This is a genomic window from Variovorax sp. PCZ-1 (genome assembly GCF_018413605.1).
Taxonomy (GTDB): Bacteria; Pseudomonadota; Gammaproteobacteria; order Burkholderiales; family Burkholderiaceae_C; genus JANMDU01.
Genome location: NZ_JAHCDN010000002.1, coordinates 365,214 through 385,720 on the forward strand (window position 1 = coordinate 365,214; position 20,507 = coordinate 385,720).

Consider the following 20,507-nt stretch of genomic DNA (forward strand, 5'->3'; position numbering starts at 1 on the left):
GTAGCCAAATGCAAGAAAAGTGTGTGGATTCCTCCAGCTCCAGGGTTAGACTTGAGCCATGAACTTTGATGTCGCGCTGATTTTGGGTTTGCTCAACCTGCTGCTTTTGATCGGTCTTTTTATATGGCTTTTGATGGGTTCGCCGGCAAGGATACTGCGCGGAATGCTATCAAAAGAAGAGCAAATGCTCCAGCAAGCGGCTTTGCTCAACCAGCTGTCGCAAGGCAACGAGCGGCTGGAGCGGGAGCTGCGCCAAGAGCTGGCCAGCAATGCGCAGTCTTCACGGCTCGAAATGGGGCAAACGCTGGCCGGGATGCAGGGCAATGTTCAGCAGTCGCTCGCGGGCTTTCAAGGCAATTTAACGACGCAGCTCACAAATATTTCTGAGGGCAATGCGCGGCGGCTCACTGAGGTGCGCGAGACACTGGATGCGCAGCTCACGCGAGTGCGCGAAGCACTCAATCAGCAGTTGGAGCAGCTTGGTGCAAAGAACGAAGCCAAACTCGACGAGATGCGGCGCACGGTGGATGAGAAGCTGCAAACCACGCTGGAGACGCGCTTGGGTGAGAGCTTCAAACAGGTGGCTGATCGCTTGGAGCAAGTGCACAAAGGCTTGGGCGAAATGCAGACACTCGCGGCAGGTGTGGGCGATTTAAAGCACTTGCTCACCAATGTGAAAACGCGGGGCACATTCGGCGAAGCGCAGCTCGGTGCGCTCTTGGAACAGGTGTTTGTGGCCGAGCAGTTTGCAGCGCAAATCGCCACTGTGCCGGGTAGCCGCAATGTAGTGGATTACGCGATTCGATTGCCCGGCAGAAGCGACGATGGCTCACCCACCTGGCTGCCGATTGACTCCAAATTCCCCACCGAAGATTACGAGCGCTTGCTGGACGCGCAGGAGCGAGCTGATCCTGTGGCTGCTGAAGTGGCTGCCAAGGCACTGGAGGCGCGTATTCGCTTGGAAGCGAAATCGATGGCAGAAAAATACGTCGCGCCACCCCACACCACGGATTTTGCGATTCTGTTTTTACCTTCCGAGGGTTTGTATGCCGAAGTGCTGCGCCGCCCCGGTTTGATGGATGCATTGCAGCGTGATCACCGCGTGACGCTCGCAGGGCCCACCACTTTGCTGGCCATGCTGAATTCTCTGCAAATGGGCTTTCGCACATTGGCTCTTGAGCAACGCAGCTCCGAAGTCTGGCAAGTGCTTGGCGCGGTGAAGACGGAGTTTGGCAAGTTTGGTGAGTTTGTGAGCAAGGTGAGGGCACAGGCCGATAGCGTGGTCAAAACGCTGGATCAAGCGCAGACGCGCACCAATATGATGAACCGCGCTTTGAAGAAAGTAGAAGCACTTCCTGAGGCGCAGGCGCAGAATTTGCTGCCGCTGGACAAAGCAGATGATGAAGGCTAGAGCTTGATAACACATGGCGCTTTTTGATTCGCTTTCACCTTCATTGGCTCGCCTGATCATCGGGCACATCAGTCTGCATTCAGCGATGGCGGGTATGCGCATGGCTGCTCCGCTTTGGTCACTCGATCAAAAGCTGGGGGCTTTTACGGCAGGTCTGCTGGTGGCCTTGTTTGCCCTGACGCAGGTGTTCATCGCATTACCCGCTGGCCGTTATGCGGATCGGCATGGATTGAAGAGGCCTGTGTATGCTGCGGTGGCGGCTTCCTGCGCGGGCGCGCTGCTGGCCTGCGCCTTCCCGCATGTGATCACGCTCGCTATCTCTGCACTGCTGGTGGGCGGCTCTACCGGGGTGACCATCATCGCTTTGCAGCGGCATGTGGGGCGCGCGGCGCACAGCACGGTGGAATTGAAGCAAGCCTTCAGCTGGCTCTCGATTGGCCCGGCGGGAGCTAACTTTTTTGGCCCCTTGCTTGCCGGTGTGCTGATTGACTTGGCAGGGTATCGAGCGGCCTTTGGCGCGATGGCGCTGCTGCCTTTGATTTGCTTTGCCATGACGCGCCAAGTCAGTGAGCCGCCCAGCCAAGCGCAGCGCGAAGCCGAGGGCGAGCAAGCTACCGCCAAGAAGCCACGCGCCGCTTGGGATTTGCTGCGCGAGCCGATGTTTGCGCGCTTGCTCTTGGTAAATTGGCTGCTCTCGGCCAGCTGGGATGTGCACGGCTTCGTTGTACCGTTGATCGGTTTCGAGCGCAGCTACAGCGCCAGTGTGATCGGCATGATCTTGGGCGCGTTTGCCATTGCGGCTGCCGTGGTGCGCATCCTGCTGCCGCTGTTGGCACACAGTTTGCGCGAGTGGGCAGTCATCACCTTTGCGATGGTGATGACTTGTCTCCTACTCGCTGTTTATCCGCTGATGCCCACGGCGCTGTCGATGGGCGTGGTCTCCGTCTTCCTAGGCTTCGTGCTTGGCACAGTGCAGCCGATGATCATGAGCACCTTGCATCAGATCACGCCAGAGGAGCGCCACGGCGAGGCGATTGCACTGCGACTCATGGCGATCAATGCATCGAGCGTGGCGATGCCTTTGCTGTTTGGTTTGGTAGGCACAGCGATTGGCAGCGCTGCCTTGTTTTGGATCGCAGCTTTGATGGTGGGCTCAGGCGCGAGGCTGGCATTCAAGCTTCGCACCTGACGACTCGTTTTTTGATCGATATCGGCCGATTGCCGGTATAAAATCTGCGCAAACAGCTATCAAATCGATAGTAAAGAAGAATCACAAAGGCAGCCAATCAAAGGCTACGGTACGTTTTGGTAAGCCCCACTCGGGCGAGTAAGTGGGGCCGAGGAAGTACAAGCCATCGGGTGAAAAAGTGGGCGCTGAGAATTCACGTTTCTTTGCTGCCAATACTTCGCTCGCCCAAGAAACCGGCTGATCACCTCGGCCAATCGTGAGTAAGCAGCCCATGAGATTGCGGATCATGTGGTGCAGAAAAGCATTGGCCTCAAAATCAAAGCGGTAATACGCGCCACGCTGGCTAATGTCGATACGCAATAATTTTTTGATAGGTGAGAGTGCTTGGCATTGCGCGGCGCGAAACGAAGAGAAATCATGCTCGCCGATCAGCAGCTTCGCAGCTTCTTGCATGGCTTCTAAATTCAAGGGCATGTGTGACCAGCCTGCGCGGCCTTGCTCAATGCTGGGGCGCATGCTTGATTGCAGCGCGATATAGGCATAGCGGCGCGTGAGTGCTTGCGCACGGCAGTGAAACGCTTGCGGAACCTCTTGCGCCCATTGCACGGCAATATCGTCTGGCAGGAAGCGATTGACACCGCGCATCCAAGAAAAAGGCTCGCGATCAAGGGGCGTATCAAAGTGCACCACCTGCATCAGCGCATGCACACCTGAATCGGTGCGGCCTGTGCAATTGGTGATGACTCTTTTATCGGCCGGAAAACCGCTGAAGAGGCGCAAGGCCTCTTCAAGTTGATCTTGCACTGCGCCCCCGCCGAGTTGGCTTTGCCAACCGAGATAGGGCGTGCCGTTGTAGCTTAAACCTAAGGCGATACGAGGCATCTGGGCTGCATTAGCCCAGATCGGCCAGCATCTTCAATGCGCGAGCTTTGAGCGCGCCGGAGGCTTCGTCAGCCACCTCTTGCACCAAGGAGCGTGCGCCATCAGCATCGCCGATGTCTTTGAATTCCATGGCCAGAGCCAGTTTGGTTTCGAGCGGGTCGCCACTGACGCCAGCATCCACTGCGTTGGAAGCTGCAGTAGCGCCTGGCAGATCCAGCGTGAGGTCACCCAGATCAAACTCAAGTGCGCCTGCGCCGCTGGGCTCTGTCTTCAATGACATGGGAGCTGTAGGCAAGCTAGGCACTGTGGGCGTTGATGAGAAATTCAAACCGTTGGAGAGCGAAGCCATATCAGGCGCAGAGAGCTTGATGCCATCGAGTGCGCCAGGCTCGCTCATGTCAAAGTCCACCATAGGCTCAGGCACGGGTTGGGCGCGCATTCCTGCGGTGGTTTCTTCGTTCACTGGTGTGTTGATCATGCCGGCGCTGGGCGCAGACACCAAATCATCACCTCCTGCGCTGAAATCCAAATCGAGATCGATATCGAAATCTGCATCGGCTTGTGGCTGCGCTTGCTGCGGCACTGTTTGTGTGGCGCTGTAAGCGGCAGTTGCGGCAGCTGCTGCGCCACCGAGCATCACGCTGCCTGCAAGACCTGCGCCGGCAGGAGCATTGCCCTGCTGGTAAAGCGGATTCGAAGGATCGATCTCGCGACCGAGTGCGCTACCTGCGTCCCATTCTGGGCCAGCGCCTTGTGTCAAGTTAAATGCTTCCTTGGCGATGGATTCAAAAGCCTTGGTGTCGCGGCGCTTGGCATAGATTTCCATCAACTTGGCATGAATCGCCACACGCGAGGAATTGCTGCGCAAGGCTTCTTTGAGAATTTCCTCGGCCTGCAAATCGCGGCCATAAGCCAAGTAGACATCGGCTTCTGCCACAGGATCCACATCACCTGCGGCATCGAGCTGGCTGGGTGAATACACCATAGAAGAGCCTGCACCTGCGGCGCTACCGGAATCAGCAGTATCTACACGCTGACCGCCAGATGCACCAAAGAAGGAGTCAGGCTGCAAACGGCTTTCGAGGAAGGAACTGTCAACCTGCGCGCCCTTTTTCTTCTGACGAATCCGCCAGAAAGCCAGGCCACCCAATCCAGCCAAGAGTGCGCCGCCTGCGCCATACAGCGTGGTGGGATCAGCCATCAAGCTTTCAATGAATGTGGGCTCAGGTGGCGGTGGGGGTGGAGGTGTTTGGGGCTTTGGCGCTGCCACAGCAGGTGCTGGCGCGGATGCGGCTGGTGCGGCTGCAGTGACTGTCGATGTTGGGGTGCTTGCGGCAACTGTGGGGGTGCTGGTTGCAGGCGCTGAAGCCACAGTGCTGGTCGCGGTAGTTGGTGTGCTCACCACTGCGGTCGTGGTGGTTTTGGGAGCGGAGGCTGCAGCAGCTGGCGCTGCCGCTACTGGCGTGGCAGGCGCTGCGCTAGGTGTAGGCAGGGCAGGCACGCTTGGGGCACCGCCCGCGACTTTGACGCCAGGGGCGCTGGCTGCTGCTGCAGGCGCACCAGCAGGCGCTGCTGCACTTGGCTTGGCTGCCGTGGTGGTGCCAAGTTTGTTGAGGTCTTGAATATTCTTGGAGAGCTCAGCCACGCGAGCGGCGTTATCTTTGGCTTGTTTTTCTTTGGCAATCGCCTCTTCTTTGGCTTTGGCTGCCACAGAGCCTTTGCTCAGGGTGAGTTTGTCTGGCGCGGCGGCTGCGGCCTTGGGCTCGGTCACGTTGGCTTGCACTTTGCCGCCAGCAGCGCGGCTAGGTGCAGCTGCTGCTGCCGTGGGTGCGCCAGAGGCTAAGCGGCGGCGGAATTCATTGAAATCTTTGGATTGCGCAACGATGGTTTCTCTGGCCTGGCCTTCGCCCGTGCCAGGAGCTGCGGCGCTGGCGGCTTGCATGTCGATCACAGCGCCGGATTTGAGGCGGTTGACGTTGCCGCCGATGAAGGCATCAGGGCTGTTGTTGAGCATCGCCACGAGCATCTGATCTAGCGATACGCCAGCGGGTTTATAGCGCGCAGCCAAAGCCGCAGCGGTATCGCCTGGCTTGACGGTGATGCCGTCTTTGGGCGCTGCTTGGACCGGCTTACTGGCGGGCTTGGGCATACTCTCGCTGCGTGCAGGGCGCGGGGCAGCGGCCACAGCTGCAGGCGCACTGGGGCGCGTAGCTACAGCCGGTGCAGAAGGTGCTGCGGCCGGGGCGGCAGCGGCAGGCGCTGTGACGCTAGGCGCAGCCGCCTGGCGCATATTGGATGGATCAAACAGCATCGTGTAATCGCGCACGATGCGCCCGGATGCCCAGCTGGCCTCCAAGATCATGTCAACAAAGGGTTCGTTGATGGTGCGGTCACTGGTGACGCGCAGAAAGGCTGTGCCATTGGCGCGGCGCTGCAGACTGATTTGCGCATTGCCCAAGGCGGGGTTGTATTCCAAGCCAGCAGCGCGGAAGGCATCTGGATTGGCGATGGCGGCGCGCAGGCTGGCCGCTTCTTCTGCGGTGATCTCTGGCACATCAATTTCTGCTCGCAGGGGCTCGCCCAGCGCAGACAAGACGTTGACACGACCTAAGGCCAGTGCTGCGGCGTCTTGCGAAGCAAAACCTAAGACAAGTGCAAGCGCTGCAGCTGCAATTGGGTTGCGCCAAGAGCTTTGTGGTGGTGTGACGCAAGCCAGCACCTGACCAGCATCAGGCCGCCCCGATTTGGACTGCAATGGTGTAACTGGGTTTATGGTCATTTTTCGCACGCTTAGCCTCTACTCTTTTTACGAAAAAGAACCTTAACATCAAGTAGTTAGCTTGACAAGCTGAGAATTGGTCTAAGGTTTTAAACCCCTTGATTTTCCTACCCTTTAGAGGCAATTTTTGTTGTCTAGTGACAACGCAAACCGACGGTAACGCATTTTCCAGTTTTTGTAATCCAGTTGTTTGGATGAAGAAGAAGGGCTTGGGTTTGTTACAAATTTGAGCTGTTTTGACGGGGTGAGCCTATTGAATAGGTTTCAAAGAAGAAACGCGGAGTGCTACAGTTTCAGTAGCACTCCGCGCAATCCGTATGCCGGGAAAAGCCCAAAAACGCTTAAAAATCAGGCATCCAGCAAGATACGTAGCATCCGGCGCAGTGGTTCAGCAGCGCCCCAGAGCAGTTGGTCACCAATCGTGAATGCGCCCAGATACTCCGGCCCCATGGCCAGTTTGCGGATACGGCCGACGGGGATGCTCATCGTGCCAGTGACGGCCACTGGTGTGAGGCCAGCCAAAGTGGCTTCGCGTGTGTTAGGGATCACTTTCACCCAGGCGTTATCCGCTGCGATCATGTCTTCGATGTCGGCCACAGGCACGTCTTTCTTGAGCTTGAAGGTCAGCGCCTGGCTGTGGCAACGCATCGCGCCCACGCGGATGCAGAAGCCATCGACGGGCACGGCGGGTGAGCCGAAGCCTTCGCCGATTCCCATGATCTTGTTGGTCTCGGCCATGCCTTTCCACTCTTCTTTGCTCATGCCATTGCCCAAATCCTTGTCGATCCAGGGGATCAGCGAGCCACCCAGCGGCACACCGAAATTGGCCACTTCGTCGCCGGCAAGCGCGCGCTGGCGGGCCGCCACTTTACGGTCGATCTCCAAAATCGCGCTTTTCGGGTCGTCCAGCAGGCTTTTGACTTCGGCGTTCAGCGTGCCATATTGCGTGAGCAGCTCGCGCATGTGTTGCGCGCCGCCGCCGGAAGCGGCTTGGTAAGTCTGCGTGCTCATCCATTCCACGAGGCCGGCTTTGTACAAAGCGCCCACGCCCATCAGCATGCAGGAAACGGTGCAGTTGCCGCCGATCCAGTCTTTGCCGCCATGGGCGAGGCTGTTTTTGATCACGGGCATGTTGACCGGATCGAGAATGATCACGGATTCGCTGGCCATGCGCAGGGTGGAGGCGGCATCAATCCAGTGGCCCCTCCAGCCGGCAGCGCGCAGCTTGGGATAGACCTCGCTGGTGTAGTCGCCGCCTTGGGCTGTGATGATGATGTCGCACTTGGAGAGGGTGGCGATATCGAAAGCGTCTTTGAGCGTTTTTTCGTTTTTCGCTTGGGCGGGGGCAGCGCCGCCAGAGTTGGACGTAGAGAAGAAAATCGGCTCGATGTGATCGAAATCTTTCTCAGCGATCATGCGGTCAATCAAAACCGAGCCGACCATGCCGCGCCAGCCTACTAATCCGACGGTATTTCCTACTTTCATTTGCGTTGCCCTTTCAAAGTTTAAATCGCTATGAAGCTACTTTGGCCCGGATCGTCTGTGTCCGGGGAGGGCGCAAGACGAAACGGGCTTGGTTAGCCTTTAATGGTCTTGGTGGTGATCGCGCAGGCCAACACGCCAGCGGTGCTGGATGTTTTGATGAGGGCTTGCTGCGTGAACATGGAAAAGATTATAACTTGTGAAAAATGGGCTCTGGAATCAGCCCCAAGCCTTGAGATATTCATCCCAATGCGACTCATGCGGCGCGAGCTCGTTCAAAGTGTTTTTCACGAAGGCGATTTCTTCTTCGTATTCTTTGTCGGAGAGTCCGCCGCACATTTTTTGGAAGCGGCAATAGACGAGGTAGGTGTTCATCACATCGGTTTCGCAGTAGCGGCGGATATCGTCTTGGCCGCCGGCTAAATACGCTTCATAGACTTTGCTGCCATCCATGCCGAGCTTGCCGGGGAAGCCGCAGAGCTTGGCCATCGCGTCGAGTGGCGCATTGGCCTTGGGCTGATACATGGCTAGCAAGTCCATGAGATCGAGGTGGCGCAGGTGGTAGCGGGAGATGTAGTTGTTCCACTTGAACTCGCGCGAATCGTGATCGCCGCCATCGCCCATGTCCCAGTATTTGCTGGCGTTTGCGCCGTGGATCATGCCTCGGTAATGCAGCACGGGCAGATCAAAGCCACCGCCGTTCCAGCTCACGAGTTGGGGGACGTGTTTCTCCAAGCTGCCGAAAAATTGCTGGATGATTTTTCCCTCAGAGGCATCGTCTTTATCGACAAAGCTATGAACACGCAGGCCTTCGGCATTGCGGAAGACGACGCTGATGCAGAGCACGCGCTGCAGGTGAAGCGGCATGAAGTCTGATTTGTTGTCTGCTTTACGAGCGGCTGCCCATTGCGCGTGAACTTCTTGATCGGAGAGTACTGCGTCGTACTCGCCCAGAGCACGCAAGCCCTTCACATCAGGGATGCTTTCGATGTCAAACACCATTACCGGCCAAGCCATGAGTGCATCCTTAATGCTATTTATTTAATAGCACTTCGCGCAGATTCTATGCCGGCGAAGTGCCTAAAACGCTTTGAAATAGGCTTAAAAATCAACGCGCAGGCAAGAAGCGCAGTGGATCAACGGGCTTGCCTTGACGGCGAATTTCAAAATGCAATTTTGTGCGGTCTGCATCCGAGTTGCCCATCTCGGCGATCTTTTGGCCTTTGCGCACGGTTTGGTCTTCTTTCACCAAGAGCGTTTGGTTGTGGGCGTAAGCCGTGAGGTAGGTGTTGTTGTGCTTCAAGATGATCAAGTTGCCATAGCCGCGCAAGCCAGCGCCGGCATACACCACACGGCCATCGCCAGCCGCCAAGATGGAATCGCCGAGTTTGCCGCCGATGCCTACGCCTTTGTTTTTCACTTCATCAAAAGTGGCAATCACGTTGCCTGCACCACCTGTGACGGGCCAGATCCAGCCGATGTCTTCATCGCTGGGGGAAGATGCTGGCGGCAGCGGGGCGCTGGCAGCAGGCGCAGGCAGAGGGGTGACGGATGGCGTGGCTGCAGTGCGCGTGCCGGGAGCGGGAAGGCTGGTGGCTGTGACGCTTGAAGGCGAAGTGACGGGGCGAGTGACCACACCATCGCTAGCCGGCGCAGGGGCGGGGGATGGCAAAGGCGCAGCGGCCACAGCAGCTGTGCCGGGTGGAATGATGCGCACGACTTGACCCACTTCGATGACGTTGGGGTTGTCAATACCGTTCCAGCGGGCGATATCACGCCAGCTCTGGCCGGATTCGAGACCAATGCGGATCAAAGTGTCGCCGGGGCGGATGGTGTAGTAACCGGGTTTGCCTGCATTCTCCGCACCGGGCAAGGGCTTCACTGCCGTTGTGCTGCCTGCCGCGGGTGAGCCAATGGGCGTGGCGGTGGGCGCTGTGGCCACTGGCGAAGAAGCGGGGGCGCGTTGCATCGTGCCGCGGTCTTCCACGGGGGCACTGCCGCCGGGCGCGCGCGTCGCGCAGCCGGTGATCAGCGCGAGGCTGGCCAATGCAGTGATCGAGCAGGCGCGTAAGAAAATGCGTAAGGAGGCTGTGTTTGAAAGTGTCATGTGCGTATTCCCTTGTGCATTTAAGCAACTCCCGATTTTAGAGGCACAAACAGCACACTTTCTAATACAGTTTGTTTCAGGCCGCGCTCGGTTTTATCGATCACCAGCAAGGATTGTGTGGAGCCCTGGCCAGTTGGCGCCACAATCCGCCCGCCCACAGCCAGTTGATCCACCCAAGCCTGCGGGATCGCCTCGCCGCCAGCTGCGGCAATGATGCCTGCAAACGGTGCGCCGCCAGGAGCGCCCAGCATGCCATCGCCCAGGAGTAAATGCAGATTGGCGGCGGAAAGATGGCGCACATTCACCAAAGCTTTGTCATACAGGCCGCGCAGCCGCTCGATGCTGTAAACCTCTTTGCACAGCAATGAAAGAATCGCCGCTTGGTAGCCGCAGCCAGAGCCAATCTCCAGCACGCGCCCCATTTTTCCCTGTGCATCTAGCACCGCGCCCTCACGCAGCAGCGCAATCATGCGAGCGACCACATTGGGCTTGGAAATCGTCTGCGACAGGCCGATCGGCAAACTCGTGTCTTCATAAGCTTGCGGTGCGAGAGCGGTATCCACAAAGCGATGCCGCTCAATCGTGTTCATGGCTTTGAGCACCGCTTGGTCTGCAATGCCACCTTCAGCAAGCAGCCTCACCATGCGTGCGCGCACGGCGGCACTGTCCATACCAATACCCATGCCCATGCCTTGCGGAGCAGCAGACACCTGATTTTTTGGTGTGTTTTTAATGCTTTTTAGGCCAATGGACGGCGTAGAATCTGCGCGGAGTGCTATCTTTTTAGGAATTGCAGCTGCGGGTGTTTTTGTAGTCACGCTAGGCTTGGCACCTGTTTGCGGCATGCCGCTGGGCAGTTTGGCAGGAAAACTTGGCCTGCTCATGCTGCTCGCTTGCTCCACGCATCCAGCCCTGCATGATCCGTGAGATCGACTTGCAGCGGCGTGATCGTCACATGGCCTTTGGCAGCGGCTTCAAAGTCCGTGCCTGGCCCGGTATCGGCCACAGCACCTGCAGCGCCAATCCAATACATCGTGTCGCCGCGCGGATTCACCTGTGTCTCCACCGGCTCTGCAGCATGGCGACGGCCCAGGCGACAGATCTGTGGCACTTTGATTTGCTCGCGCGGCAAATTCGGGATGTTGATGTTCAAAAGCCATGCTTTGTCTCGAGGCTGAGAGCCAAACTTCAACACCAAATCCTTGGCCACCTGCGCCGCATCCTGCAAATGCGCCCAGCCCTTCTCCGTTTGAGAAAAAGCCAGCGCCGGAATGCCAAACAAGTAGCCTTCCATCGCCGCGCCCACCGTACCGCTGTAGATGGTGTCGTCACCCATATTGGCGCCGTTGTTGATGCCAGAGACGACGAGATCGGGTTTGTAGCCAAGCAAACCCGTGAGCGCGATATGCACGCAGTCCGCAGGCGTGCCGTTTACATAGCGAAAGCCATTGGCCGCGCGATGCACATACAGCGGGCTATGCAGCGTGAGCGCGTTGGATTTCGCCGAATTGTTGTGCTCCGGCGCAATCACCTCCACCTCAGCGACCGTTTTCAGGGCTTCATACAAAGCCACAATACCCGCAGCTTGGTAGCCATCGTCGTTGGAGATCAAAATTTTCATGCTTTGATTCTAAGGTGACAAGTCTGCCGCGAACGGAACATTTCTGCGCCTAAGATGCTGCTTTGGAAATTAAAGGAGACACATCATGCAAGCTTGGTTATGCGAAACCCCCACCGGCGTTGATGCCCTCACTTGGAAAGAGCTGCCTACGCCAGCGCCGAAAGCGGGCGAAGTGCTCGTGGCCATCAAAGCCGCCAGCCTGAATTTCCCCGACACGCTGATCGTGCAAAACAAATACCAATTCAAGCCGCCGCTGCCTTTCGTGCCCGGTTCGGAGTTTGCCGGCGTGGTGGAAGCGGTGGGCGAGGGTGTAGCACACCTCAAAGTCGGCCAATCAGTGATTTGCCTGCATGGCACGGGCGGTTTCGCCACGCATGCTGTGCTGCCCGCGATGCTGGCGCTGCCGATGCCGCAGGGCTTTAGCTACGAAGATGGCGCATCGCTTTTGATGACTTACGCAACGACGATCCACGCCTTGCTCGACCGCGGCCAGCTAAAAGCAGGCGAGACGGTGCTCGTGCTCGGTGCAGCAGGCGGTGTAGGCACGGCAGCGATTCAGATTGCCAAAGCCGCAGGCGCGAAAGTGATTGCGGCAGCTTCCAGCGACGATAAATGCGCAGCATGCAAAGGCTTTGGTGCAGATGCGGTCATCAACTACGGCGCATTTACCGATCCTGAGCAGTTTTCCGCTCAACTGCGCGAAGCGATCAAAGCCGCCTGTGAAAGCGTAGGAAGCAAAGCCCCCGATGTGGTGTACGACCCCATCGGCGGCCAATTCGCCGAGCCCGTCTTCCGCTCTATCGCATGGCGTGGCCGCTACCTCGTGATCGGCTTCGCCAGCGGCCCGATTCCCGCATTGCCTTTCAATCTCGCCCTGCTCAAAGGCGCAAGCATCGTCGGCGTGTTCTGGGGCGATTTCACCAAACGCGAGCCCAAAGCCTTCATGAAAGATTACAGCCAACTCGCCACGTGGTACGCCAGCGGTCAGATCAAACCGATCATCGACCGCACCATGCCCATGGCTGAACTAAAAGCTGCGTATGCGCATATGGCCACGCGCGGGGTCAAAGGCAAAGTGGTGATGGTGAATTGATTTGCTACTGATTTGGTAGCTGCTCGCGCAGTATCTATGTTGGCGATGTGCTGGTTTTCATGTGAATTCCAGCTTCGCAGAGCGGCCACGTCTGCGCTTGGGCTGTCTGAACGAAGCGAATGTCCTCCGGCTGGCGCTGCGCGCGTGCCTCCCCCTTTATTTCGCTCCGCGAGACATCCCAACCACAGCCGAGGCCTGTCGGCGTAGTTGAGAATCTTCGTCCGCCCACGGTCGAGTTATTCAGCAAAGCATGCACGCTGAGATTGGAGCTGCGCACGCTAACCACCTGCCTTGATGAGCGGCTGTGATTGGGGTATCTCCCGCAGAAAAATAAAGGGGGAGACGGGCAAAGCCCGGCGAAGGACATTTTCGGAGGGGGATGCCCCAAGCGCAGTCGCTCATCGAAGGTCTAAGCGTGCCAAGACGATCAAGAAGCCCGAGCAAATACGATGGCGTGAACCTGATGCGCACCAGCTTGCCGCAAAGCCTGAGCTGCGGCGCTCAAAGTGGCTGTGGTCGTCGTCACATCGTCCACCAAAGTCACTCTGATACCTTTGAGCAAATGAGCCGTTAAGGGCGCGGCGATGAAAGCACCGCGCAGATTGTGGATACGCGTGTCTCGTGGCAACGTAGCTTGCACAGCGGTGTTTTTGATGCGTAGGAGCAGATCGTTGCGGATGTGTGGATGATTTGGAAACAAGGCCTGAGCGAAGGCGTTGGCTTGGTTGAAGCCACGCTCTAGTTGGCGCTCCGGGTGAAGTGCCACGGGGATGATCCAGTCTGAGCGTTGGGCATCACGCAGGGCTTGGGCTAGGTTTTGATTTTGACCAGCGGTGTGGTGCATCACTAAAGCCAAGCGCTTGGCCAAAGCTGGCTGCGCGCTTAAATCGCCGCTGTCTGAATACTTGAAGCGCTGAAGCAGCGCATCCCACGGGTAGGCGTAATCCACGGCTGCATGGCAACTGTCGAGTTCGCTGCCGAGGGTAAGACACGCGCCGCAGCGTTTTTGTGCGGTATCAATCAAAGGCAGGGCGCAGGTGCTGCAGCGGTGGCGGGGTTTGGCAAATTGTTCTAAACAGTCTTCACACACAGCTGAGCGCCCAAACGCCGCGCACACGCCGCATGAGCTGGGCAGGCTGGCAGATTTGAGCGAGGAGAGCAGGGTGGTGAGCATCGTGCAAGGATACGCTGAGTGAGGCCAGATTTGCGCTTGGCCTTGCTCAGTGTGTCCTTTATATACTCGTGGCCTCTTCATATGACTGACGCTGATCCATCTCCACCGCCACTCGATGCCCATGCAGCCCAGCGTTGGCAATCGCTACTCGCCCGCCGCGCTTTGAAAGAAGGCGCGCCTTGGCTGCACGAAGAGGTGGGCTCGCGCATGGCGCAGCGTTTGGCTTGGATCAAGAAGCAGCCTATGAATTGGGTGAATTGGCGAGCTGCTTCCTCGGGGGCGGCAGTGCATAGCGCGGTGGGCAAGCAGTATCCAAATTCTGATGCTTTTCTTGCTCCCGCCGGCGTAGAATCTGCGCGAGCAGCTCCTTTATTGATAGCAAATCAAGGCATGGTGCAGAGCTTGATCAGCAAGCTGCAAGGTCAATCTAAGCGCATGCTGCGCCCTGTAGAAGACAGTACGGCGCAGATGGTCTGGGCGAATATGGCCTTGCATACCGAGCCTGATCCTGCGGCCACGGTGAAAGAATGGCATCGCATGCTGGCGGTTGATGGGTTCTTGATGTTTTCCTGCCTCGGGCCCGATACCGCGCTCGAATTGCGGCAAGTGTTTGACAAAGAAGGCTGGAGTCCCGCTGCGCATCCGCTCACGGATATGCATGATTGGGGCGATTTGCTGGTGGGCACGGGTTTTGCCGAGCCAGTGATGGATATGGAGCGCATCGTGCTGGGCTTTTCAAGCGCAGAGCGCGCTTTGCAGGAGCTGCGCGGTGTAGGCCGCAATTTACACCCGGCGCGTTTTTCGGGTTTGCGTGGGCGGATTTGGAAAAATCAACTTTTGAAAGCATTGAATGGCCTGAAAAATTCTCAAGGCCAAATTGAATTAACTTTCGAAGTGATCTACGGCCATGCCTTCAAGCCTGCGCCGCGCTTAAAAGTCAGCGCGGAATCGGCCATTTCTATGCGCGATATGCGTGCCATGCTGGCTAGCCATAAACCACGCACTTAATTTCTGTGGTTTTACCCAGCCTGGGTGGCGGGCAGCGGGGAAACCCGCGCTACAATTCAGAGTTGTCGGGAAAAGCAGTCTCTTCTTGGCAATTGGGTATGTTCCCACGCTTGGAAAACACCAGCGCCAGTCGTGTCAAACGCAACATTTCAAGATCAGCGGTTTCGCTTCGCAACCGCCAACGCAACAGCTAATGGCAGCCAAGTCATCTGGCGGCTGCTGAAGAATTGTTCTGTCACCCCGGCTCAACTGGGTTTGCTGTATGCCTCGCTTTGTGTCGTCTCGCTTGGGATCGCCACGATGTTTTGGCTGCAAGGTGCCAAGATGATCATGCCTTTTGCGTGGATAGAGTTAATCGCAGTGGGCGCAGCCTTTTTGGTTTATGCCCGCCACGCCACGGATGGCGAGCGATTGGTGCTTCAAGATGGCCAGTTGCTGGTGGAGTTGAGTCATGCGGGCAAAATTTCGCGTGAACATTTCAACCGTGAGATGGTGCGTGTGGAGCCGCATATTGATGATCGCTCGCTCATTGAGTTGAGCGGTCAGGGCAGACGAGTTCAGGTGGGGCGGCATGTACGCCCTGAGCTGAGGTCACATCTGGCCAGAGAATTGCGCATGGCCTTGCGCGCTGCTTGAAGAAGTTCAAGCGGGTTCGGGGTCCTGCGAAGTTTGGTTTGACGATTGAGTTATTGAATTGAAGAGTGGCAATGATGATCAAAAAAATCTCTGATAAGTTGCAAGCATTGATGCTGAGTGCCGGTGTATTCGCCGCATCCACAGCATGGGCCGTGAACGATTTGCCTGGCGGCCCAGCGGTGCGCCAGCTCAATTTGCATCCCCCGGTCACGAAGATCGCTGAAGAGCAGCATTGGCTGCACTGGTACATCATGATCATCTGTATCGTGATCTTCTTGCTGGTGTTTGGCATCATGTTTTATTCGGTGTGGAAGCATCGCAAAAGCGTTGGCCACAAATCGCAAGAGCTGGCTGAGCCGCTGTGGGTTGAGATTGGCTGGACCATCGTTCCCTTCATCATCGTGATCTTCATGGCCTTGCCTGCCACCAAAGTGCTGGTTGCGCAAAAAGATACCACCAATGCTGATTTGACGATCAAAGCCACGGGTTACCAGTGGAAATGGGGCTATGACTACATCAAAGGCGAAGGCGAAGGCTTGGGCTTTGTGTCAACGCTTGATGTCACGCACCGTAATCTCTCTGATTCTGGCTTGCCCAAAGGCACGGCGGTGCCAGACAACTATTTGCTCAAGGTCGACAACCCGCTGGTTGTGCCCGTCGGTAAAAAAGTCCGCATCATCACCACGGCTAACGACGTGATCCATGCTTGGATGGTGCCCGCTTTCGGCGTGAAGCAAGATGCGATTCCTGGCTTCGTGCGCGATACGTGGTTCCGCGCGGAGAAAACCGGCGATTTCTACGGCCAGTGCGCTGAGCTTTGCGGCAAAGAGCATGCTTATATGCCGATTCACGTGAAGGTTGTCACGCCTGCTGAATACACCGCTTGGGTCGATGGTGAGAAGAAGAAGGCAGCAGCCAAGGCCGATGATCCAAGCAAAGTCTGGACGCTGACCGATATGGTCGCTCGTGGCGAGAAGGTTTACAACGCCAACTGTATTGCTTGCCATACTGCCACTGGTAAAGGCGCTGGCCCGATCAAGGCACTGGATGGCGCTGCTGTCGTCTTGGATGCCGATAAAGCCAAACAAATTGCCATTTTGCTCAATGGTGCCGGCAACGGCGCGATGCCAGCTTGGAAACAATTGAGCGATACAGAAATTGCCGCGGTGATTACGTTCACCAAGAACAACTGGTCAAACAAGACTGGTCAAATTGTGCAGCCCGCGGACATTACCGCTGCACGCAAGTAATCATCACATCAGACAAAACAGAGGTTTAAAACATGAGCGCAGTCATTGATAACCACGCCAACGGTCACGCAGGTGATCACCACGACGATCACCATCACGCTCCCACAGGTTGGAAGCGTTGGGTCTATGCCACCAACCACAAAGACATCGGCACACTGTATTTGCTGTTTGCCTTTGCTATGCTGATGGTAGGCGGTGTGCTGGCACTTGGCATCCGTGCTGAGCTATTCCAGCCTGGTTTGCAATTGGTCAATCCCGAGCTGTTCAACCAATTTACCACCATGCACGGCATCATCATGGTGTTCGGCGCGATCATGCCCGCTTTCGTGGGCTTTGCAAACTGGATGATTCCTTTGCAAATCGGTGCGAGCGATATGGCCTTCGCGCGTATGAACAACTTCTCCTTCTGGCTCATGATCCCCGCAGCGCTGATGTTGGTGGGCAGCTTCTTCATGCCTGGTGGCGCACCCGCAGCCGGTTGGACGCTCTACGCACCGCTCACCCTGCAAATGGGCCCCAGCATGGACGCTGGTATTTTTGCCATGCACATCTTGGGTGCAAGCTCCATCATGGGCTCGATCAACATCATCGTGACGATTCTCAACATGCGCGCTCCTGGCATGACCTTGATGAAGATGCCCATGTTTGTCTGGACATGGCTGATCACTGCGTACCTCTTGATCGCCGTGATGCCCGTGCTCGCAGGCGCGATCACCATGACGCTCACCGATCGTCACTTCGGCACCAGCTTCTTCAACCCCGCTGGCGGTGGTGATCCAGTTCTCTATCAGCATATCTTCTGGTTCTTCGGTCACCCCGAGGTGTACATCATGATCTTGCCGGCTTTCGGCATCGTCAGCCAGATCATTCCTGCATTCGCACGCAAGAAACTCTTTGGCTATGCCTCTATGGTGTACGCGACTTCTTCGATTGCGATTTTGTCCTTCATCGTGTGGGCACACCACATGTTCACCACTGGCATGCCCGTGACTGGCCAGCTCTTCTTCATGTACGCCACGATGCTGATCGCTGTGCCTACTGGTGTGAAGATCTTCAACTGGGTCGCGACCATGTGGAAAGGTGAGATGACCTTTGAGACACCCATGCTCTTTGCTGTCGGCTTCATCTTCGTGTTCACCTTCGGCGGCTTCACCGGCTTGATCTTGTCGATGGCGCCTGTAGATATTCAGATGCAAGACACCTATTACGTCGTGGCGCACTTCCACTACGTGCTGGTCGCTGGTTCACTCTACGCTTTGTTTGCTGGCTTCTACTACTGGGCGCCGAAGTGGACGGGCGTGATGTACAACGAAACACGCGGCAAGATTCACTTCTGGTGGAGCCTGATCTCCTTCAACATCACCTTCTTCCCGATGCACTTCTTGGGCTTGGCAGGTATGCCACGTCGCTATGCAGACTACCCAATGCAATTCGCGGATTTCAATGCCATTGCTTCTGTAGGCGCGTTTGCTTTCGGTTTTGCTCAGGTCTATTTCTTCTTGTTCGTCGTCATTCCTGTGATGCGTGGCAAAGGTGAGCCAGCCAAACAAAACCCATGGCAAGACCCAGATGGCAAAGGCGCTGAAGGCCTGGAGTGGGAAGTGCCGTCTCCAGCACCTTTCCACACCTATGAGACACCACCCAAGCTCAATGCTGCGGCGACCAAAGTGATCTCGATGTAAAGCTTCTGAGTACAAGCATGAGCATGTCTGAAGACCAAAAAAAGAAAAATCTGCGCACAGGGCTGATTTTGGCCTCCATCGTGGCGATGTTTCTGGTGGGCTTCATGGTGCGCATGATTTTCTTTGGTAAGTAAACAAGCGGCGCAAATCACCATGGCACTGAAAATGGAAAATCTGAAGATGACTGGCAAGCTTGCTGTGGTCGTCTTAGGTATGTTCGCTTTTGGTTATGCGCTCGTGCCGATTTACCGCGCCATCTGCGAAGCGACCGGCATCAATATCTTGGCACTTGGAGAGAAGGAAATCCCAGGTGCGAAGAAGAGCATGCCTGCCAATACGCAAGTGGATCGCAGCCGTACGATCACCGTGGAGTTCGATGCCAATGTGCGCGGCCCTTGGGATTTCAAGCCAGAGAAACGCAGCTTGCAAGTGCATCCCGGCGAGTTGATGACGGTGATGTATGAATTCCAAAACATCCAAGGCCGCAAAATGGCAGCGCAAGCGATCCCCAGCTACGCGCCCAAGCAAGCCTCACCGCATTTCAACAAGCTCGAATGCTTTTGCTTCCAGCAATACACATTAGAGCCTGGCGAGAAGAAAAATTGGCCAGTTGCTTTCGTGATTGATCCGAAGCTGCCCAAAGACGTGACCACGATCACGCTGAGCTACACCTTTTTTGAAGTGGGCGGCAAAACGCCTCCTGCACCAAAGACGAACACGGCACTCGTTGCCCCTGTGAAGGAGGGTGCATGAGCATCTTGCGCATAGCCAAAGCTGTGGCTTGGAGCTTTGTGGGCTTGCGTTCGAGCAAAGAATTTGAGCGCGACACCCAGCAACTCAACCCGATTCACATTGTGATCGCGGGTTTTGTAGGGGTGGCAGTTTTTATTGGTATTTTGTTATTGATCGTCAATTGGGCTGTCAAAGCAGCTTGATGGATCAGAAGATTTTTTGAGATTTTGGGTTTAGGAGAAAGACTATCATGAGCGCATCCTCGCACGGCGGCACACCTTACTATTTTGTGCCAGGGCCTTCGCGTCATCCTGTGATGGCCGCGATTGGCTTGTTCTTTGTGATTCTTGGTGCTGGCCAGTGGATCAATGGTGTCAACTGGGGCATGTACTCTCTGATTTTTGGCTTGGCTTGGTGGGGTATCGTGCTCTTCCAATGGTTCAGTGATGCGATTTCTGAGAGCCAATCTGGCCAATATGGTCGCAAGATTGATTTGTCTTACCGCTGGAGCATGAGCTGGTTTATCTTCTCGGAAGTGATGTTCTTTGGCGCCTTCTTCTCTGCGCTGTGGTGGGCACGTGCGCACTCCATACCTGCCTTGGGCAGTCTGGACAATCAATTGATTTGGCCTGGCTTCACCGCAGCTTGGCCCAGCCAAGTGCCTGGTGCAACCACTTCGCCCGCTGGCATCGTTGAGCCTTTCCAAACCATGGGGCCCTTCTGGTTGCCCACGATCAACACCGCTTTGTTGCTCACCTCTGGCATCACCATGACGATTGCTCACCACGCTCTGATTGCTGGCAATCGCGGCAAGACCATCCTGTACATGTGGGCAACCGTGCTGCTCGGCGCGATCTTCCTGTGCGTGCAAGGCTATGAGTATTACCATGCCTACACCGATCTGAACCTCAAGCTCAGCTCCGGCATCTTCGGCTCGACCTTCTTCATGCTCACCGGCTTCCACGGCTTCCACGTGTTTGTCGGCATGTTGATGCTGCTCTTCATCACCCTGCGTTTGCAGAAAGGCCACTTCACCGCGAAGAATCATTTCGGCTTTGAAGGTGCGGCTTGGTATTGGCACTTCGTGGACGTGGTGTGGCTAGGTCTGTACATCCTTGTTTACTGGATGTGATGTGGTCTCCACCAATAAAAAAGCCGCATCAGCGGCTTTTTTATTTTGCTTAGTGCGTGATCAAAGGACTAGTTTTAACCGGCACGGGAATTCCAGCAGGCTTGATGTATCCGAACTTCCAAGCCAGCAACACACAAATGAAAAGCACCACTGACACACCGATACGCACGGCCAAGGCTTTGGCCATGCGGCTGTTGCGCGAGGCTGCCTCTTGTTCCGTGCCTTCTTGCGATCCCGATGAGCGCAGCATAAAAAAGCCTGCGGCGGCCAGCGCTGCAAGGATGATGAGGAAGGCAAGTGCAACAAAAATACTCATGGGAGAGATTATC

20 protein-coding genes are annotated in these 20,507 nt (G+C 56.4%); 11 read left to right on the forward strand and 9 right to left on the reverse strand.

What is annotated here, in order from left to right:
- Nucleotides 1-58: 58 nt before the first annotated feature.
- Together KIH26_RS11845 and KIH26_RS11850 are read left to right on the forward strand one after the other, a co-directional pair.
- Complete coding sequence (locus KIH26_RS11845; protein ID WP_213445456.1) at nucleotides 59-1,411, forward strand: DNA recombination protein RmuC; 1,353 nt, start codon at nucleotides 59-61, stop codon at nucleotides 1,409-1,411.
- A 13-nt stretch (nucleotides 1,412-1,424) separates the two neighbouring features.
- Nucleotides 1,425-2,600, forward strand: coding sequence for an MFS transporter (locus KIH26_RS11850; protein ID WP_213445458.1), 1,176 nt, complete (start codon nucleotides 1,425-1,427; stop codon nucleotides 2,598-2,600).
- Between the two features lie 81 nt (nucleotides 2,601-2,681).
- Here the strand turns inward: KIH26_RS11850 and truA are convergent, their stop codons facing one another.
- The 7 genes from truA to surE all read right to left on the reverse strand — a co-directional run bounded on the left by truA (nucleotide 2,682) and on the right by surE (nucleotide 11,471).
- Entirely contained in the window at nucleotides 2,682-3,482 is an 801-nt protein-coding gene (gene truA, locus KIH26_RS11855; protein ID WP_213445460.1) for a tRNA pseudouridine(38-40) synthase TruA, read from the reverse strand.
- Nucleotides 3,483-3,492: 10 nt separating this feature from the next.
- Nucleotides 3,493-6,261 carry a motility hub landmark protein FimV gene (locus KIH26_RS11860; RefSeq protein ID WP_213445462.1) on the reverse strand — a complete coding sequence of 923 codons (2,769 nt, stop codon included), beginning with the start codon at nucleotides 6,259-6,261 and terminating at the stop codon, nucleotides 3,493-3,495.
- Between the two features lie 348 nt (nucleotides 6,262-6,609).
- Complete coding sequence (gene asd / locus KIH26_RS11865) at nucleotides 6,610-7,746, reverse strand: aspartate-semialdehyde dehydrogenase (protein WP_213445464.1); 1,137 nt, start codon at nucleotides 7,744-7,746, stop codon at nucleotides 6,610-6,612.
- A gap of 216 nt (nucleotides 7,747-7,962) precedes the next feature.
- Nucleotides 7,963-8,760 (reverse strand): 3'-5' exonuclease, encoded by a 798-nt coding sequence (locus KIH26_RS11870; protein ID WP_213445466.1) that lies wholly within the window; start codon nucleotides 8,758-8,760, stop codon nucleotides 7,963-7,965.
- Between the two features lie 91 nt (nucleotides 8,761-8,851).
- The gene (locus tag KIH26_RS11875; RefSeq protein WP_213445468.1) at nucleotides 8,852-9,850 is read right to left on the reverse strand and encodes a peptidoglycan DD-metalloendopeptidase family protein; all 999 of its coding nucleotides are present in this window, start codon (nucleotides 9,848-9,850) and stop codon (nucleotides 8,852-8,854) included.
- Between the two features lie 20 nt (nucleotides 9,851-9,870).
- Nucleotides 9,871-10,734, reverse strand: coding sequence for a protein-L-isoaspartate(D-aspartate) O-methyltransferase (locus KIH26_RS11880; RefSeq protein ID WP_503005178.1), 864 nt, complete (start codon nucleotides 10,732-10,734; stop codon nucleotides 9,871-9,873).
- Nucleotides 10,731-11,471, reverse strand: coding sequence for a 5'/3'-nucleotidase SurE (gene surE, locus KIH26_RS11885; protein ID WP_213445469.1), 741 nt, complete (start codon nucleotides 11,469-11,471; stop codon nucleotides 10,731-10,733). The genes KIH26_RS11880 and surE overlap by 4 nt, the downstream gene beginning before the upstream one ends.
- A gap of 85 nt (nucleotides 11,472-11,556) precedes the next feature.
- Here surE and KIH26_RS11890 point away from each other — a divergent pair, with 85 nt between their 5' ends.
- A complete protein-coding gene (locus tag KIH26_RS11890) occupies nucleotides 11,557-12,564 on the forward strand; it encodes an NADPH:quinone oxidoreductase family protein (RefSeq protein ID WP_213445472.1) in 1,008 nt (335 codons plus the stop codon).
- A 427-nt stretch (nucleotides 12,565-12,991) separates the two neighbouring features.
- Here the strand turns inward: KIH26_RS11890 and KIH26_RS11895 are convergent, their stop codons facing one another.
- A complete protein-coding gene (locus tag KIH26_RS11895) occupies nucleotides 12,992-13,738 on the reverse strand; it encodes a ComF family protein (RefSeq protein ID WP_213445474.1) in 747 nt (248 codons plus the stop codon).
- A gap of 81 nt (nucleotides 13,739-13,819) precedes the next feature.
- Between KIH26_RS11895 and KIH26_RS11900 the strand changes: the two genes are divergently transcribed.
- The 8 genes from KIH26_RS11900 (at nucleotide 13,820) to KIH26_RS11935 (ending at nucleotide 20,178) form a co-directional block, all read left to right on the forward strand.
- A complete protein-coding gene (locus KIH26_RS11900; RefSeq protein ID WP_213445476.1) occupies nucleotides 13,820-14,746 on the forward strand; it encodes a methyltransferase domain-containing protein in 927 nt (308 codons plus the stop codon).
- Nucleotides 14,747-14,878: 132 nt separating this feature from the next.
- Nucleotides 14,879-15,382 carry a DUF2244 domain-containing protein gene (locus KIH26_RS11905; RefSeq protein WP_213445478.1) on the forward strand — a complete coding sequence of 168 codons (504 nt, stop codon included), beginning with the start codon at nucleotides 14,879-14,881 and terminating at the stop codon, nucleotides 15,380-15,382.
- Between the two features lie 77 nt (nucleotides 15,383-15,459).
- Nucleotides 15,460-16,632, forward strand: coding sequence for a cytochrome c oxidase subunit II (gene coxB / locus KIH26_RS11910; protein WP_213446043.1), 1,173 nt, complete (start codon nucleotides 15,460-15,462; stop codon nucleotides 16,630-16,632).
- Nucleotides 16,633-16,664: 32 nt separating this feature from the next.
- Nucleotides 16,665-18,314: a cytochrome c oxidase subunit I gene (gene ctaD / locus KIH26_RS11915; protein WP_213445480.1), complete on the forward strand. Its 1,650-nt coding sequence runs from the start codon at nucleotides 16,665-16,667 to the stop codon at nucleotides 18,312-18,314.
- A 23-nt stretch (nucleotides 18,315-18,337) separates the two neighbouring features.
- Nucleotides 18,338-18,448 carry a cytochrome oxidase small assembly protein gene (locus tag KIH26_RS11920; protein WP_213445482.1) on the forward strand — a complete coding sequence of 37 codons (111 nt, stop codon included), beginning with the start codon at nucleotides 18,338-18,340 and terminating at the stop codon, nucleotides 18,446-18,448.
- Between the two features lie 19 nt (nucleotides 18,449-18,467).
- Nucleotides 18,468-19,067: a cytochrome c oxidase assembly protein gene (locus KIH26_RS11925; protein WP_213445484.1), complete on the forward strand. Its 600-nt coding sequence runs from the start codon at nucleotides 18,468-18,470 to the stop codon at nucleotides 19,065-19,067.
- Nucleotides 19,064-19,249, forward strand: coding sequence for a DUF2970 domain-containing protein (locus KIH26_RS11930; RefSeq protein ID WP_213445486.1), 186 nt, complete (start codon nucleotides 19,064-19,066; stop codon nucleotides 19,247-19,249). The genes KIH26_RS11925 and KIH26_RS11930 overlap by 4 nt, the downstream gene beginning before the upstream one ends.
- 47 nt (nucleotides 19,250-19,296) lie before the next feature.
- On the forward strand, nucleotides 19,297-20,178 hold the full coding sequence (locus KIH26_RS11935) for a cytochrome c oxidase subunit 3 (RefSeq protein ID WP_213445488.1): 882 nt from the start codon (nucleotides 19,297-19,299) through the stop codon (nucleotides 20,176-20,178).
- A 49-nt stretch (nucleotides 20,179-20,227) separates the two neighbouring features.
- On the opposite strand, the gene KIH26_RS11940 is transcribed toward KIH26_RS11935, so the two are convergent.
- Nucleotides 20,228-20,494: a DUF2909 domain-containing protein gene (locus KIH26_RS11940; RefSeq protein WP_213445490.1), complete on the reverse strand. Its 267-nt coding sequence runs from the start codon at nucleotides 20,492-20,494 to the stop codon at nucleotides 20,228-20,230.
- Nucleotides 20,495-20,507: the final 13 nt, after the last annotated feature.

What these genes read in the sequence shown, in the direction of transcription:
- KIH26_RS11845 (WP_213445456.1), top strand. Translation starts at nt 59, where the DNA reads ATGAACTTTGATGTCGCGCTGATTTTGGGTTTGCTCAACCTGCTGCTT.
- KIH26_RS11850 (WP_213445458.1), top strand. Translation starts at nt 1,425, where the DNA reads ATGGCGCTTTTTGATTCGCTTTCACCTTCATTGGCTCGCCTGATCATC.
- truA (WP_213445460.1), bottom strand. Translation starts at nt 3,482, where the DNA reads ATGCCTCGTATCGCCTTAGGTTTAAGCTACAACGGCACGCCCTATCTC.
- KIH26_RS11860 (WP_213445462.1), bottom strand. Translation starts at nt 6,261, where the DNA reads ATGACCATAAACCCAGTTACACCATTGCAGTCCAAATCGGGGCGGCCT.
- asd (WP_213445464.1), bottom strand. Translation starts at nt 7,746, where the DNA reads ATGAAAGTAGGAAATACCGTCGGATTAGTAGGCTGGCGCGGCATGGTC.
- KIH26_RS11870 (WP_213445466.1), bottom strand. Translation starts at nt 8,760, where the DNA reads ATGGCTTGGCCGGTAATGGTGTTTGACATCGAAAGCATCCCTGATGTG.
- KIH26_RS11875 (WP_213445468.1), bottom strand. Translation starts at nt 9,850, where the DNA reads ATGACACTTTCAAACACAGCCTCCTTACGCATTTTCTTACGCGCCTGC.
- KIH26_RS11880 (WP_503005178.1), bottom strand. Translation starts at nt 10,734, where the DNA reads ATGAGCAGGCCAAGTTTTCCTGCCAAACTGCCCAGCGGCATGCCGCAA.
- surE (WP_213445469.1), bottom strand. Translation starts at nt 11,471, where the DNA reads ATGAAAATTTTGATCTCCAACGACGATGGCTACCAAGCTGCGGGTATT.
- KIH26_RS11890 (WP_213445472.1), top strand. Translation starts at nt 11,557, where the DNA reads ATGCAAGCTTGGTTATGCGAAACCCCCACCGGCGTTGATGCCCTCACT.
- KIH26_RS11895 (WP_213445474.1), bottom strand. Translation starts at nt 13,738, where the DNA reads ATGCTCACCACCCTGCTCTCCTCGCTCAAATCTGCCAGCCTGCCCAGC.
- KIH26_RS11900 (WP_213445476.1), top strand. Translation starts at nt 13,820, where the DNA reads ATGACTGACGCTGATCCATCTCCACCGCCACTCGATGCCCATGCAGCC.
- ctaD (WP_213445480.1), top strand. Translation starts at nt 16,665, where the DNA reads ATGAGCGCAGTCATTGATAACCACGCCAACGGTCACGCAGGTGATCAC.
- KIH26_RS11920 (WP_213445482.1), top strand. Translation starts at nt 18,338, where the DNA reads ATGTCTGAAGACCAAAAAAAGAAAAATCTGCGCACAGGGCTGATTTTG.
- KIH26_RS11925 (WP_213445484.1), top strand. Translation starts at nt 18,468, where the DNA reads ATGGCACTGAAAATGGAAAATCTGAAGATGACTGGCAAGCTTGCTGTG.
- KIH26_RS11930 (WP_213445486.1), top strand. Translation starts at nt 19,064, where the DNA reads ATGAGCATCTTGCGCATAGCCAAAGCTGTGGCTTGGAGCTTTGTGGGC.
- KIH26_RS11935 (WP_213445488.1), top strand. Translation starts at nt 19,297, where the DNA reads ATGAGCGCATCCTCGCACGGCGGCACACCTTACTATTTTGTGCCAGGG.
- KIH26_RS11940 (WP_213445490.1), bottom strand. Translation starts at nt 20,494, where the DNA reads ATGAGTATTTTTGTTGCACTTGCCTTCCTCATCATCCTTGCAGCGCTG.